This window comes from Undibacterium umbellatum, from assembly GCF_014284125.1.
In the GTDB taxonomy this organism is placed as follows: domain Bacteria; phylum Pseudomonadota; class Gammaproteobacteria; order Burkholderiales; family Burkholderiaceae_D; genus Undibacterium; species Undibacterium umbellatum.
The window spans coordinates 1-14882 of sequence record NZ_JACOFX010000023.1 but is presented as its reverse complement, the minus strand read 5'-3'; the positions used below and the strand labels follow the sequence as shown (position 1 = coordinate 14882).

Sequence of the window (14882 nt, the reverse complement as noted above, 5' to 3'; positions counted from 1 at the left end):
TTTGTGTGCAATGACAGATAAATGGAGAAAACAATGACCGCAGCCGGGCGCTGGAATACTCTGCAATCGAACCGTCAGCAGCGCCTGCAAAGGGCTGCGGAAGTGCTGGGCAATGATTTGCAGGGCAAACTATTCCCACTGCAGCGCATAGGCGACTGCCTGCATGCGGTACTGGAAACAGGCGACCGGGTTTGCCTGGAAGGGAATAATCAAAAGCAGGCAGACTTTCTGGCCAAGGCACTGACCAGACTGGATGCGGCGCATGTGCATGATTTGCACATGTTGCAATCCGTGCTGGCCTTGCCTGAACACCTGGATGTATTTGATAAGGGCATCGCCAGCAAACTGGATTTTTCTTTTAGCGGCCCGCAGGCAGCCAGGCTGGCCAAGCTGGTTTCTGCGGGCAAATTGAATATCGGTGCCATCCATACTTATCTGGAATTGTATGCGCGCTATTTCGTCGATCTGACACCGCGCGTGGCCCTGGTGGCTGCGCAGTCGGCAGACCGCGCAGGTAATTTATATACCGGCCCCAATACTGAAGACACACCGACGATAGTTGAAGCTACGGCATTCAAGTCCGGCATCGTGATTGCACAGGTCAATGAAATAGTCGATGTCTTGCCGCGTGTCGATATCCCCGCAGGCTGGGTAGATTTTGTGGTGCAGGCACCGACGCCGCATTACATAGAACCGCTGTTCACCCGCGATCCGGCCTTGATTTCCGAAATACAGGTCTTGATGGCGATGATGGCCATCAAGGGCATCTATGCCGAATATGAAGTCAAGCGACTCAACCACGGCATAGGCTTTGATACTGCCGCGATAGAATTGCTATTGCCCACCTATGCAGCATCGCTGGGTCTGAAATGCAAGATCGCCAGCCACTGGGCGCTGAACCCGCATCCGGCCCTGATCCCCGCGATAGAAGCGGGTTTTGTAGAATCCGTACATTCCTTTGGTTCTGAACTGGGTATGGAAGACTATATCCGTGCCCGGCCCGATGTCTTCTTTGTCGGTGCTGACGGTTCCATGCGTAGCAACCGCGCACTCTCGCAAGCTGCAGGGCATTATGCATGCGACATGTTCATAGGCTCCACCCTGCAAATCGATTTGCAGGGTAATTCATCGACTGCCACCCTGGGTCGCATAGCTGGGTTTGGTGGCGCACCGAATATGGGTGCTGATGCACGTGGCCGTCGTCATGCCAGCCCGGCTTGGCTAAAAGCAGGGCGCGAAGCGCGTGCAGGCAGCAACCAGATACCGCGCGGGCAAAAGCTGGTGGTGCAGATGGTTGAGACTTTTCGCGAACACATGCAACCCGCCTTTGTAGAAAAACTCGATGCCTGGCAACTAGCAGAACAAGCGAAGATGGCGATACCACCAGTGATGATTTATGGTGATGACGTCACCCATATCCTGACTGAAGAAGGTATCGCCAATCTGCTTCTGTGTCGCAGTGAAGAAGAGCGCGAACAGGCGATACGTGGTGTAGCAGGTTACACGCCAGTCGGCCTGGCACGTGACAAACGCATGGCAGAAAACCTGCGTGACCGCGGCATTATCAAACGGGCAGAAGACCTGGGTATAGACAAACGCATGGCCACGCGTGATCTGCTGGCCGCAAAGAATATGAAAGACCTGGTACGCGCATCTGGCGGTTTATATCAGCCGCCCAAGCGCTTCAGGAACTGGTAAGGGGCATCATGGAAACTTTGGTATACCGCTTTGAACAAGGACAGCGCAAGCTGGGCTCTGCGGCGCAACTGGTTGGTGTGGTCAGTTCAGGCAATCTTGAAGTGCTGGTGCAGTCGCTGGATTTGCAATCGGCCTGCGAAATAGAAGTCAACACAGCCGCCGTCGGTTTTGGCGTGATCTGGCAGGCCGTGATGAATGATTTCAACCAGCGCTGGCAACTGGCCGATTGCCGCATCGCCATCAACGATATGGGGGCTACCCCTGCTGTTGTCAGCCTGCGTATGGATCAGGCCATAGAGGCCTGTCTGGAGCAAGCCAAATGAGCAGCTATCTGGAGGCAACCGCCAGGCAAAGAGTGGCCGCGCTGATCAGCGATTTCACAGAATTTCTGCCACCCGCAAAAGAATGGACCAGCCCGCATCTGCCGCAACTGAATGCACCGGTCTCGTTTGATGATGGCGTCATCATCGGTCGCGGCACTATCGATGGCAAGCAGGTTTATGTCGCTGCGCAGGAAGGCGGCTTCATGGGCGGTGCAGTTGGCGAAGTGCATGGCGCCAAGCTGGTGGGCCTGATGCGGGCTGCCGTCATCCACAAGCCGCAGGCACTGGTGCTGCTGGCAGAGTCAGGCGGTGTGCGCCTGCATGAAGCCAATGCTGGCTTGATTGCCGTGTCTGAAGTCATGCGGGCCTTGCTGGCCGTGCGTGCTGCTGGCATCCCCGTGATTGTCGTCATCGGTGGCAGCAATGGCTGCTTTGGCGGCATGGGCATCGTTTCGCGCTGCGCGAATGTCATCATCATGTCAGAAGAAGCGCGCCTCGCCATGTCAGGCCCTGAAGTCATAGAGACCGCTAACGGCGTAGAAGAATTTGATTCGCGTGACCGTGCGCTGGTGTGGCGTACCACGGGCGGCAAACATCGCTACCTGCTCGGTGATTGCAAGATGCTGGTGGCAGATGATGATGCCGCATTCAAGGCAGCCATAGTGCAAGGCATGCAGGACAGCATACAAAGCGAAGTCGCCCTAAGCCTTGCAGCGCTGGAAGCAGAGCAAGAAATGCTGACAGCGCGCCTGCAAGATTTTGGCAACAAGACCGACCCCATGGATATCTGGGCCGCGATGGGTGTAGAACATCCAGAGGATATTGCCATGCTGGATACCCAGGTCTTCTTACAACTGACAGCCAGCATCCGGCAGACGGAGCGACAACATGGATAGTCGACAATTGCTGGCGCAATTATTTCCCCACGGCCATGAGGTCACTATCGCCGATGATTTCATCTCTGGGACTGCGACCCTGGATGGACAAGGCATCAGTGTCATTGGCACCAGCAGCCATACACCCATAGGCGTGGAGATAGCGCTGGCACAAGCCAGGGCAGTGCTGGCGACGGTGCGTGATTATCCGCAAAGGCCGATACTATTATTGGTAGACACCCAGGGCCAGCGCCTGCGCCATCGCGACGAAATGCTGGGCATTAACAGCTATATGGCGCATCTGGGTAAATGCCTGGAACTGGCGAGACAGTCTGACCACAAGATCATCGCCCTGGTATATGACCAGGCACTGTCTGGCGGCTTTGTCACCAGCGGCATGATGGCTGATGCCTGCTATGCCTTGCCAGGCGCGACCATACGCGTCATGGGCTTGCCCGCGATGGCACGCATCACCAAGGTGGCAGAAGAAAAGCTGACTGCACTGGCACTGCACAATCCCGTATTCGCGCCCGGCCCCAAAAACTATGAACGCATGGGCGGAGTGCAGGCAATATGGAATGGTGATCTCGCGCAGTGCTTGCGTGATGCCCTGTTGCAGGCCGATCCCCGCGACCAGCGCAGTGAACTTGGCCAGCAACGCGGTGGCCGCCGCAAGTCGCAGCAAGTGATAGATGCGGTGATGTTACAAGCGGCGCAAACAGCGCAAGTAGAGTAAGGCATGGAGAGTATCGTGCAATATCAAAGACATGATCTGGTCTGGCTTTCTGAAGAAGCCTGGGCGGGAATCTTGCGCACGTCCACGGCGCCCGAATTGCTCAGGCAATGGCAGCAAGAAGAATGGCCAGCCGTAGTCACACGCCGTCAGCCTGATGCTGCGGAAGATGAGGTGTGCATAGGTTTTCCACTGCCACCTGTCGCTGGCAACAAGCTGCGCTTTGCCGCCAGGGTGAAGGCAGAGCATATCGCTCTCCATCAGTCTGCCTTGTCCTTGCATACTGTCGTTGCCGTCGTTCCGCCTGCATGGCAGGCAGGTTTGCAAAGCATGCACCAGCACGCATTGATGGCGGGTATCAAACTGCGCGTGTATGGGTCTGTTGCCATGCAATTTTTAACCGGGCAAGATTACCTGAACGCGACTTCAGATATCGACATCCTGTTCCGCCCTTATCAACAGGCTCAGCTACGCGCAGGCCTGGCTTTGCTGCATGAGCAGCAAACCTTGCCCATCGATGGCGAAATTGTGTTCCCCGGTGAGGCGGCAGTTGCCTGGAAAGAATGGATACAAGCTGCCCATGCAGGGCAAGACTTTAACCAGCAGCGTGTGATGGTGAAAGACATGCATGGCGTCAGCCTGCGCACCAGGCAAAGCCTGCTTGATCTTTTGCCGGAGGGTGAATTGCCATGCTAGTGGACCATCGCGAGCATTTGCAACGCAGCCATGATCCTCGCGCAAGCGTAAGGCACTCTGTTTTCAACTGTTACAGTCCACAAGGGATAACTGATTTGTGCCTGCCTCAGCCACGAACCGTCCCCCATCCACACCACCAAAAACAGAGAGCGCAGCAAATTGCCCGACTGGCAGTGCGCAGCCTGCATGCCGAGCTGGTCTTGTATCCCAAGCCTGGCCTGGTATCCTTGCGCGACAATGGCAGCCATGATGATATGGATGCAGCCTGCTTCATGCGCAGCCTGTTTTCATTGCGTCATTACTTCAGAGACATTGCCAATGCAGGTGCAAATGACGCTGGCTTCCATGTATTAAAACAACTAGGCATGACAGCAGAAAAGCGCATGTTAACTGCGAGCAGAGGCATCAATACACATCGTGGTGCCATCTTTGCTGTGGGTATGTTGAGTGCTGCGGTAGGCTATTGTATTTCGCATGGGCAGGCATTGAATGCTGCAAATTTGCGGCTAGCTATAGCCTCGCAATGGGGCCTGGCACTGCTTGCACATAGCACCCCAGCAGATGCGCAAGACCTGAGTAATGGCTTGCAGGCAGCAAGACAATATGCCGCCAGTGGTGCTCGGGAAGAGGCAGCGCTGGGTTTCCCATCTGTCTTTGAACTGGCTCTGCCACGTCTTGAACAAAGTTTGCGTGAAGGCCGCAGCCTGTATCAGGCGCAGGTTGATAGTTTCTTTACGCTGATGGCACATATCAGTGACACCAATCTGTATCACCGTGGTGGTGTAGCAGGCATCACCTATGCCAGGGATGCGGCACAGCAGTTTATGGAGCAGGGTGGCACGGCTCATCCGCAATGGTTGAGCATGGCTGAAAACTGTCATCAACAATTTATCGCACGCAGCTTGTCCCCAGGCGGCACTGCAGACCTGCTGGCAGCCACTTGCTTTGTACATTGCTGCATCAAGGAATTTTCTGCAACGGGAAATCATGAATAAATTTGCCCTGCTTTGTCCAGGGCAGGGTGCACAATCTGCGCACATGTTTGCGCTGGCAAATCAGCACGGGCAAGCTGCCAGTTTCGTGCAAGAGGCGTTGAGGCAAAGCATAGAGCAACATACGCTGGCAGATGCACTTTCATCGCCTGATCTTCTGTTTGAAAATCGCTATGCCCAGCCTTTGATTATTGCAGCGACGCTGGCCAACTGGCTGGCACTGCGGGATGATATACCCACACCAGACTTGATTGCCGGATACAGCATAGGCGAGATCGCCGCACACGCTGTCAGTGGCAGCATAGAAGTGCAAGCTGCAATGCACGTCGCCACTGCCCGCGCTGCCCTGATGCAGGCATGTGTGCACATGCCGCAGCGCATGCTGGCAGTGTCTGGTGCTGTCCTTGCTGATCTCCAGCGATTCACCGTCGGTCATGATTTGCATGTCGCCATCATCAACGCTGACAACAAAGTCATTCTCGCTGGCCTGGCAAGCAAGATGAGTGCTGCAATACCAAAACTGGCCAGCCTGCCAGGACATGATATTACCTGTACAGAAGTCGCCGTACATATCGCTTCACATACACCCTTGATGCAAGCTGCTGCACCTGGCTTTGCCCAGCTGCTTGATGACACGCCAGTGTGCACAACAGATATTCCTGTACTGGCAGGCATCAATGCCGAAAAAATCAGCCAGCCTGCCAACATACGCAGCAGCTTGCTGGCACAAATGACGCAGACCATACACTGGCATGCCTGTATGGATGCATTGGCAGAAAATGGAATTCGGTGTGTATTGGAACTAGGGCCAGGTTCGGCCTTGTCGAACATGCTGCAAGTCCGGCATCCCCGGATTGCCTGTCGGTCAGTGGCAGAGTTTCGCAGCCTGGATGGTGTGCGCAACTGGGTACAGCGCCAGTTTGATAGATGAAATGCGTGCGATAGAATAAATCAGGAGTAAGAAAAAAATATGGGGCCAATGCCCCATAAATTTCACATCTGCTCTATTTGCTAAGTCAGCAATGATCAGTAACGGCGACGCTGTTGACCACCACCAGATGGCCCACGTGTTTCAATATGGCGGAAAGTAATTCTGCCCTTGCTCAAATCATAAGGCGACAACTCCAGCGTCACCTTGTCACCGGCGAGTATGCGTATATGATGCTGACGCATTTTGCCGGACGTGTAAGCGATCAGTTTGTGACCGTTTTCCAGATTCACACGAAAACGTGAATCGGGCAGCACTTCTTCAACTTGACCACTCATTTCCAACAGTTCTTCTTTTGCCATGGTTTTTTCATCTTTATAGTAGGGCGTGACACCGTACACAGACTGCGCCACTGATGGCAGACGATCACATAATCATCTGCAAGGGATTACGGTGAACTCACTGTTGATCGCCTGATACGGTAAGACGAAAAGAGTGTGAGTGTTGAAAGAGGCTGTGCACAGATGGCTTTGCCATCACATCAACACAGTGCTTGGATACCAACCAGAAGAATGTGCTAAAGGCCAGTAATTAGTGCAAGGTAAAGCAAGTCTGTAGCAGCGTGTTACCAGAACGCTACTCAGCGCTAATATAAGAAACACTTCGTCAGAAATACAGCGATTTATCAGAAGATGAGAATTCTTTTGCAATAGGATTATACCCCGAATCCCCTACTTCCCTTGCGGTTTCTCGACAATTCACGAGAGAAATTGCGAAATTATCGTCGTTTTATTGACAATTTGCTCTGCAAAACCAACATCTCCGGCCATTGATGCAAATCAATTTCACATGCATTTGTCTTTTCTTACACAAACAGACTTATAGAATATTTGCATTGCGCTCGCCTGTTCAGGCACCGCCCGCGCTGACCTTATGTCCCCGGAGGCAATGATGGTGTTACCCACTCGTTTTGGCATGTACCTGGTTCTTGTGGCCTCCCTGCTTGGCATGGCATCCCAGAGCCAGGCCCAGGTTTCGCCTTTGGACGGACGTATGAAAAAGGTGTTGGCAGATAATGCCGCTACCAGTGCCTCCATCACCGCCGCCAAGAAAGTCACTTTCTTCTGTGATGTCTGTCATGGCGTCAATGGCAGCAGCGTCAAGGGCGATGTGCCGAATCTGGCTGGGCAAAACTCCAGTTACTTGCTGACGCAAATAGATAAATTTTCCCGCGGCCAGCGGCAAGAAAAATTCATGGAAGGCTTGATGAAGCTGTTGACAGAAGAAGAGCGCATCAATGTCGCGCTCTTTTATGCCAGCAAAACAGTAGAACCGGCAGGCAAGGAAACATCACTGACAGGGCAGGCACTATACACCGCCCGTTGTGCCGTATGCCATGCCGGGCATGCTCAAGGTAATGAGAGCACACCCAGACTGGCAGGCCAGCAAATTGACTACCTGAAAACAAGCATCAAACGTTATCGCGACCGGACAGGCGAACGTATCTACGAACCCATGAGCGCCAGTACCGCAGGTTTGAAAGAGGCAGAAATACAGGCGCTCGCCATGTATCTGGCGAATCTGAAATAAAGCTTAGTTCCCTATAAACTGACTTGCTGTATGTATTCGCAATACGCTTTTTGGACATCTTCACGTCTCAGCAAGCCGCTGTGTCCGGCATCCTTGATGAACAACTGGCGTTTGGCTTTGGATGGAATCGCTTCATAGACTTTCTGTCCAAGTTCTGCCGGGGTTTGCTTATCTTTTTCTGCCGTCAGTACCAGTGCCGGGCCATGGTAGTTTGACATCGCCCTGATGTTGTCCACCTGCTGCAAACTATCCTGGATATTGACGCTGACAAAAGGCTTGGCATACCAGGGCGTGGACAGCGCCACCATGTCCCTGACATTGCTGGCCGTGGTTTCCAGGATGATGCCGTCGGGCTGACGTTTTTCAGCAATAAAGCCAGTGGCAAAACTCCCCATGGAATGCCCATGCACCACCAGCTTGCCGGTGGTTTTTGCGCGCATGGCATCATAAATTTTCAAGGCATCTTCCTGCATATTGTTAATGTCAGGCACACCAGCCGTGCGGCCATAGCCACGATAATCAAAACTCACCAGATTGACATTGCAACTGCCTATAGTCTTCAGCATAAAGGGCAGCGAGTCTTCTACATGCGAGAGATTGCCCCCAAAATACAGCACCGTGACTTTGCTGGCATTTTGCTGGAATGCCAAACCTTCCAGTCTGGTCTGGTCGGTGGCGATAACAGTTTCATCCCTGAGCTGCACCGACGGATTGATTTTTTGTATATCGTCCTGCGTCAATTTTTGCTTGAGCTTATAGCCAGTCGCGCTGTCAGGGCGTATGTATTGTTTGTCTGTGATATCGACATGCATGCAAGCCGTTAACTGGCTGCTAATGACAATGACAAGTGCTGCTGCAAGGCAGTTCGATTTGGTGGGGCGCATATGGTCTCCGCGATGAGCAAATACCGGGAATATTATCACGCGGATTTGTGCAATATCCTGTCCCAATAGGGCGGCTCACCAAACGTACTGCGCAGATGAGCGATAAACAATTGCGCTTTTGCCGCATGTGAGCGCCCTGGCATGCGTACTGCATGTATGCCAGGGCGTATCCTGGTGTGGGTATGATTGATTGAAGGGAAGAGCGAGATTAATTGCCCCGACTCTATCGCATCGCATGCCATCCAGCTGGCCAGGTGGACGATGCCTATGCCTGCCAGTGCCGCATGCAGCAAGGACTCGGTATCGTCAGAACGCAGGCTGCCGCGTACCGGAAGGCTCAATTCCCGGTTCACGCCGGGGTAGCACCACCAGCCGGCGGGTATCGGCGGTGTCGCGATCGTCAGGCAATCATGCTTGAGCAAATCTTGCGGCGTGGCCGGCCTGCCATGGCGCGCCAGATAAGCCGGGCTGGCACAGGTCAGCCTGTGCAGTGGTGCCAGCGTGCTGGCAACCAGGTCGCTGTCCGGCAACACACCTATGCGCACAGCGACATCCACCCTGCGCGTGGACAAATCGACGATTTCATCGCTGACATGCAGGTCAACTTCCATCAATGGATAACGGTTAAGAAAACTGGCAACAGCCGGTGCGACATGCCGCCTGCCAAAAGCCGAAGGGGCCGTCACCGTCAGCAAACCGCGTGGGTCGCCATTCAAATCAGACATGGCCTGTCTGGCGTCATCCAGTTCTGCCGCAATGTTTTTTGCCCTGGGCAAAAACTGCTCACCGGTATCGGTCAACAGCAAACGCCTTGAGCTGCGGTGGAACAACTTGATGCCCAGCTCGCTTTCCAGCGCATCTATCTTGCGGGAGATGGACGACACAGCCACATTATGCTTTTTCGCCACAGCAGACAGGCTGCCAGCCTCATGCACCTCCAAAAAAATCTGTATGGCATCGAACATGGCTGTCTTTCCTTTGCTTTGCGAAAATCGCAAAGATGGTTTGCATTGATGATGATTGTATCGTTTTTCGCAAAGAAATAGAATCTCTCACATCAAACACACGGCGAAAAGCCTGAAGGAAAACAAGATGATCAAGAACACCCTGCACAAGTTAAGCCGCGCCGCTTTATGCCTGTCTATCGCTGCTGCATTCGGCGTGACTGGCAGTGCCGCATATGCCGCCGCACCCATGGTAAAAACTTCTGCACCTGCGTATTACCGCAGCATGCTGGGCGCATTTGAAGTGACTGCACTCAGCGACGGCACCATCAAGCTGCCGGTCGATAAAATACTCATGGAGCCAGAACAAAAAACCAGGGAAGTGCTGGCCAAATCATTTTTGCAAGCACCGCTGGAAACCTCGGTGAATGTCTATCTGGTCAACACTGGCAACAAGCTGATACTGATAGATGCAGGCACTGGCAGCCTGTTTGGCCCCAGCCTGGGCAAGCTCATTGCCAACCTGAGGGCATCTGGTTATGAACCATCGCAGATAGACGATATTTACCTGACGCATCTTCATCCCGACCATGCGGGCGGCTTGATGATCAATGGAGAAATGATTTTTAGCAATGCCAACATACATGTCAACCAGGCAGAGGCAGATTACTGGCTGGACCAAAAAAACATGGAACAGGCACCCGCAGATTCCAAAGCTTTTTTCCAGGGCGCAATGGCTTCGGTCAATCCCTACAAGGCTGCCAACAAACTGCGAACTTTTAGCAAGGATGGTGAATTGCTGCCCGGCCTGACAGCGCATTCCACCCAGGGGCATACCACAGGCCACACGTCTTATCTGCTGGAAAGCCAGGGTGAAAAAATGCTGGTAGTCGGCGACCTGATCCACGTCGCCGCAGTGCAACTCGACAAGCCTGAAGTGACGGTGACTTTTGATAGCCATGCCAAAGAAGCCTCTGCCATGCGCCAGAAAATATTCGTCAAGGCAGCAAAAGACGGTGTCATTGTCGCCGCTACACACATACAGTTTCCCGGCATGGGGCGCTTGAAAAAGACAGGTGCCAGCTACCAATGGGTGCCCGTCAATTTCACCTTGATGCCGTAAATAATGGATGGCCTGCGCGGGCAGGCCATCATCCGATTATTTGCAATAGGCGAGGCTGACATTGGTGAGTGCTTAAACGGTAATTGGCAGTCTAAGCCCAGCTCTGCGGGGATGCCACGCACCAATCAGCCGCAAAGAATTCTGCACAGAAATCAAACGCCCCATCTCTTCTTTGGCAATACCCAGTATCACCCACTGTCAGTTACGAACCGCATTACGATACACATCAGGCACCTGCGACCCACCCAGCGAGTAAGCCGCATACAGGTATTGCACCATCAGGCAATGCTCAATCTCTGCATCGATGGACAAGAGATAAGTCACATAATCACGCGGAGAAAATTCCAGATTCAGCGGCGGCTTCTGGCGCTGTGATTGAGGGCCAGGCTGCGCGCTGATAGATTCAGTCGACAACAAATTCACCACCACGCAGCAAACCTTTCCGAGACCCCGTCACCGGTAAAGCCTTATGCTGATTCATCGCACCAAGATGACGCCTGATCTGTGCAGCACGAAATTCCTTGTCCTTTTAAGGGTTGGGAATGCAAAGGCAAACGTCCGCAGGGGGGGGCGGGGATGGTTTGCAATGGAATATTTTAATTAAAAATATGTCAATTTAATTGAAATAAGTCAATGCTAATGTAATCTCAAGGCTAGCAGAAGGTTTTTACGCGGATGGAGATTTGAATAGCAGTTATCGTATTTAAAATACAACATTAGTTTTGATTTTCTTATGTCGACAATTGCTTTACTCGTGAACTGTTTGGCAAGAATTGAGGCTTAATTGAAAAAATCAGTAAGATGGCTTATCCAAGGAATGCTTGTGCTTTAAGAAAGCTATTCTGATGTTAATGACAGGAAGTGTTTTGAAGAGAGAAGTGAAATGAGCGATAAAGATTTCCATCACAAGAATGACGAAGGTAAGCAAATCGATATATTGAGAGCTGCAATTTCTAAAGGAGGCTCATACTTTTGGACTGAGTGGATAAAACTGCCGTTCGAAGATGAAAAGTCGATTCTTTTAGCATTAGCCTCAAAATTTAATAGTCTTGACGAATTAACGGAATTACTGTGTGCTTGGTTACAAGAGGGACATATTGACGCTGTTAGAGCGCTAATGGAAGCAGTTGAGCATATACCTAGTACAGATGCAAAATCAGTTATGAACTACCTTGCTTTTGTTGAATCTTTACCTATGGAGTATCAGTACTCTGGTGCCGCTAAGCTAAGTGGGGCGTTCTGTGCAGAACCTGACTTGGCACGCGCTTGTGGATTGATATTTAGCGTGCAATCACCAATCAACGAGCTAATGATTATAGCTTGGGCAACTGCATTTGGAGGCGCATTGCCAAGCCAAGCAATTGATATGGCAACCACTATATCAGGGGTAAATTCAAACATCATTTCTTGCTTACTTTTGCATGCTAGCACTCAAAGTTTTCCTGCAAATCAGAAAGCAATACTAGAATCTGAAAAAAATATTCTTCAAAGACTAATTGAAGCATCATCTTCACCTACTTGGAGGCAGCAAGCATGGGAAGTAATAGTACGCATTGCCGAGTTTAGTCAAAAGGCTGAAGAGCTGCTGCTTCATGAAATGGAGATTGGCGACTCGCCAGCTATACCTGCGCTGCTATCAAGTATTACCAGAGGCGTTTGGCCATTTAGAACTCAGCCCTGGACAATGAAAGCCGTGATCGAACGGCTCTTCCAAAATGAAATAACTGAACCCGCTCTTTTAAGGCAGATTGATACTGCTATTGTAACCTGTCTTTCACGCTCAAAAATGCAATCTGAAGCGTTGAATCTTTTAATCGAGTTGGGAGCGAACAGAAAAATAAATCCAGTACTAATGCTGGAGCGTGTGTTTTCTCAAATTAAATCAAAAAAAGATTTGTGTGGAAAACTTTTAACCGCATGGCTAGTGAGGACAGACATTCCCCATGTTACTTTGCGAGAAATGCTGACGAGATGTGTTATCGGAAGAAATCCATCTCTTGACCTTTTTACTTTGGAAAATGTAGATGATCGTCAGCGCTATAACGTGGCTCGAAAATTACTTGGCCTCTTACATGACGGACAATCAGTTTGTGAATTCGTAGTGACTTTTGCTGAGGAGCCATCAATGCAACCAGAAGGCATTAATATCGCTGGCCAGATGTTATATGAAATTGAGAAAGAGTATCCCACAGCGGTCGAAAATTTTCTATGCGAACGATGCATAGTGCATTCAAAAAAAACTGTCATTGGAGAATTTTATGCGAGCATATATAAGTATTGTTTAGAACGACGAAAGGCAATTGAAAATTTACCTGTCTTAGATGAATTGCGACCAACCTCATTGCAAACGCAAATTTTACGAGCTGTGCGCCAGCAAGAAAATAGAGAAATTATTCGAGGTGCTGAGGTGCGTTCAATATTTTCTTCGATTTCAACTAACGTGAATATCGCTCAAGGAAGACGTGTGGCGACTTGGATAGGGCTGGATGCAAGACCACAAGTATTTGAGTTAAATCAATATAGCCATAGAGTAGATTTACCTTCATCAGAACTATGCGACCCAATTGGCGGAATCCTACGTCGAGCAGAAATCTTAAGGGGAATTGAATGATCTCAAGCAGTATTCGATTACTCTTAGAAGAATTTCTTGGGTTGATGAAAGAAGAGGGCGAGCTGGATGCATTTTTGCCTACTGTGCTTGTCGCAAGAAATCATGAAATTGTTTGCCGAGCTCAGAAAGGCCCCAGACAATATGGCGTCGATATTGTGTCTATTGAACATACAGCATTTAAGCCCCCAGTTCTTTGTCTTTGGTTAGTCAAATGTGGAAACATAGGGCGTTCGGAATGGAATGGAGGTTCAGTTCAGGCAATACGCCCATCGGTGGATGAAGTTGAGACATACATCGCTTCAAGTATTCGACCGGAACACCGCAAGCTGCCGATTCGATTGGTAATAATAACTAACGGTGATTATCTATCGAGCATAAATCAGGATATGAAGGTCTATCTTGAAAGCTGGAAAAACCGGAACAACGCAGACGTAGAAACTGTCAATGGGTCAAAGCTTGCAGGATGGGTAGAGCGTGGACTGCTAGATGAAAATGCATTATCAGGTTCTAACAAGTCACTTTTTCGACGGACTTTGGCGAATGTCGCTACACCTGAACTATCTTTATTTAGTGGTCGTCAACTTATAGATGCTCTGTTAGTTGACGCAAATGGAAAAGATATTGCGTCAAAATCTAAGCTATTGAAGAAACAGTTATTAGCATTACGAGCAATACGTACCACCCTTAGCGTTTTGCAGTTGTGGGCAGATGATGCAAAGAATTTGTTAGCCCCTTACCGCCTTTCAGAGTATGCAGTTCTAAGAGTGTGGGCTACCTTTCATTCAGAAATGGTAGCTGGCAACGAAGTGCTTACGAAAGAATATTTGGAAATTTTTTTCCAAATGCTTCTTTCAGCTAGCCGATATCACAAAAAATTATTGCCGTATTACATTACTGAAGACGCATTCGCGTCTCAATTTAGCGACAATTTATTCATTGCAGATAACGTTCTTAGTGAGCTTGGTCGTTTGGGACTGCAAGGTTGTATTTGGGCTTTTCTCGAAGTAGAGTCAAAAGAAGAGCCGTCAGGAATGGTGCAATTCTACTTGAATGCTACACTTTCTTTGCTTAAATCACATAGTATTTCGGCTTTGCCACCGTATGACCATCATGCCTCAAGTATTCATGCGGTACTTCTGTTTCTTTTAGTCGTGAATAAAAGAGATGTCGCCATAAATTGGATTTGCGAAATAATTGCTCGGCTAAAGCATGTGTCTCAAAGTAAGGAATATTGGCCAAGTGCAGCGACGTTTGAGGATACGCTATTGGCTCGGCGTGGTTTGCAAGTTACAACGTTGGAAGCGAGTCGTGTGACGACCTTGCTGCCGATTCTTCTTATTTGGTCTGCTGCTTTGAAAGGCGGATTCAAGCTCGAAGTGCAACCCTGTGTTATAGCGATTGTATCTGAGCCATAAAAACTTCGTGCGGTGTTTTGTAGCCAAGGCATTTTCTAGGTCGATGATTCAAGTAATCCATAGCGTCAGT

The 14882-nt window shown here is 50.4% G+C and carries 15 protein-coding genes; 11 read left to right on the top strand and 4 right to left on the bottom strand.

Translation table 11 applies throughout. The features are described 5' to 3' along the window. The first annotated feature begins 33 nt into the window (after positions 1 to 33). The 7 genes from mdcA to H8L47_RS25990 all read left to right on the top strand — a co-directional run bounded on the left by mdcA (position 34) and on the right by H8L47_RS25990 (position 6248). Entirely contained in the window at positions 34 to 1698 is a 1665-nt protein-coding gene (mdcA, locus tag H8L47_RS26020) for a malonate decarboxylase subunit alpha (RefSeq protein WP_186956698.1), read from the top strand. 8 nt (positions 1699 to 1706) lie between these two features. Beyond that, positions 1707 to 2021 (top strand): malonate decarboxylase acyl carrier protein, encoded by a 315-nt coding sequence (gene mdcC / locus H8L47_RS26015; RefSeq protein WP_186956696.1) that lies wholly within the window; start codon positions 1707 to 1709, stop codon positions 2019 to 2021. Further along, complete coding sequence (locus tag H8L47_RS26010; protein ID WP_186956694.1) at positions 2018 to 2917, top strand: biotin-independent malonate decarboxylase subunit beta; 900 nt, start codon at positions 2018 to 2020, stop codon at positions 2915 to 2917. Before mdcC ends, H8L47_RS26010 begins: the two co-directional genes overlap by 4 nt. Continuing rightward, on the top strand, positions 2910 to 3632 hold the full coding sequence (mdcE, locus tag H8L47_RS26005; RefSeq protein WP_186956693.1) for a biotin-independent malonate decarboxylase subunit gamma: 723 nt from the start codon (positions 2910 to 2912) through the stop codon (positions 3630 to 3632). The genes H8L47_RS26010 and mdcE overlap by 8 nt, the downstream gene beginning before the upstream one ends. A 15-nt stretch (positions 3633 to 3647) precedes the next feature. Further along, a complete protein-coding gene (mdcG, locus tag H8L47_RS26000; protein ID WP_186956691.1) occupies positions 3648 to 4325 on the top strand; it encodes a malonate decarboxylase holo-[acyl-carrier-protein] synthase in 678 nt (225 codons plus the stop codon). A gap of 95 nt (positions 4326 to 4420) precedes the next feature. Then, on the top strand, positions 4421 to 5320 hold the full coding sequence (gene mdcB, locus H8L47_RS25995; protein ID WP_230413918.1) for a triphosphoribosyl-dephospho-CoA synthase MdcB: 900 nt from the start codon (positions 4421 to 4423) through the stop codon (positions 5318 to 5320). Next, a complete protein-coding gene (locus H8L47_RS25990; protein WP_186956687.1) occupies positions 5313 to 6248 on the top strand; it encodes an ACP S-malonyltransferase in 936 nt (311 codons plus the stop codon). The genes mdcB and H8L47_RS25990 overlap by 8 nt, the downstream gene beginning before the upstream one ends. A 95-nt stretch (positions 6249 to 6343) precedes the next feature. Here the strand turns inward: H8L47_RS25990 and infA are convergent, their stop codons facing one another. Further along, positions 6344 to 6607, bottom strand: coding sequence for a translation initiation factor IF-1 (infA, locus tag H8L47_RS25985; protein ID WP_110258049.1), 264 nt, complete (start codon positions 6605 to 6607; stop codon positions 6344 to 6346). Between the two features lie 589 nt (positions 6608 to 7196). Between infA and H8L47_RS25980 the strand changes: the two genes are divergently transcribed. Next, the gene (locus H8L47_RS25980) at positions 7197 to 7835 is read left to right on the top strand and encodes a c-type cytochrome (RefSeq protein WP_186956686.1); all 639 of its coding nucleotides are present in this window, start codon (positions 7197 to 7199) and stop codon (positions 7833 to 7835) included. 11 nt (positions 7836 to 7846) lie between these two features. Here the strand turns inward: H8L47_RS25980 and H8L47_RS25975 are convergent, their stop codons facing one another. Together H8L47_RS25975 and H8L47_RS25970 are read right to left on the bottom strand one after the other, a co-directional pair. Then, entirely contained in the window at positions 7847 to 8719 is an 873-nt protein-coding gene (locus H8L47_RS25975; protein ID WP_186956683.1) for an alpha/beta hydrolase, read from the bottom strand. A gap of 35 nt (positions 8720 to 8754) precedes the next feature. Then, positions 8755 to 9684 carry a LysR family transcriptional regulator gene (locus tag H8L47_RS25970; RefSeq protein WP_186956681.1) on the bottom strand — a complete coding sequence of 310 codons (930 nt, stop codon included), beginning with the start codon at positions 9682 to 9684 and terminating at the stop codon, positions 8755 to 8757. Positions 9685 to 9811: 127 nt separating this feature from the next. Here H8L47_RS25970 and H8L47_RS25965 point away from each other — a divergent pair, with 127 nt between their 5' ends. Next, on the top strand, positions 9812 to 10786 hold the full coding sequence (locus H8L47_RS25965) for an MBL fold metallo-hydrolase (protein WP_186956679.1): 975 nt from the start codon (positions 9812 to 9814) through the stop codon (positions 10784 to 10786). Between the two features lie 198 nt (positions 10787 to 10984). Here H8L47_RS25965 and H8L47_RS25960 read toward each other — a convergent pair whose 3' ends face one another. Next, the gene (locus tag H8L47_RS25960) at positions 10985 to 11200 is read right to left on the bottom strand and encodes a ferritin-like protein (protein ID WP_230413917.1); all 216 of its coding nucleotides are present in this window, start codon (positions 11198 to 11200) and stop codon (positions 10985 to 10987) included. Between the two features lie 469 nt (positions 11201 to 11669). On the opposite strand from H8L47_RS25960, the gene H8L47_RS25955 reads away from it, so the two are divergent. Next, on the top strand, positions 11670 to 13397 hold the full coding sequence (locus tag H8L47_RS25955; protein ID WP_186956677.1) for a hypothetical protein: 1728 nt from the start codon (positions 11670 to 11672) through the stop codon (positions 13395 to 13397). Next, positions 13394 to 14812: a hypothetical protein gene (locus tag H8L47_RS25950; RefSeq protein ID WP_186956675.1), complete on the top strand. Its 1419-nt coding sequence runs from the start codon at positions 13394 to 13396 to the stop codon at positions 14810 to 14812. Before H8L47_RS25955 ends, H8L47_RS25950 begins: the two co-directional genes overlap by 4 nt. Positions 14813 to 14882: the final 70 nt, after the last annotated feature.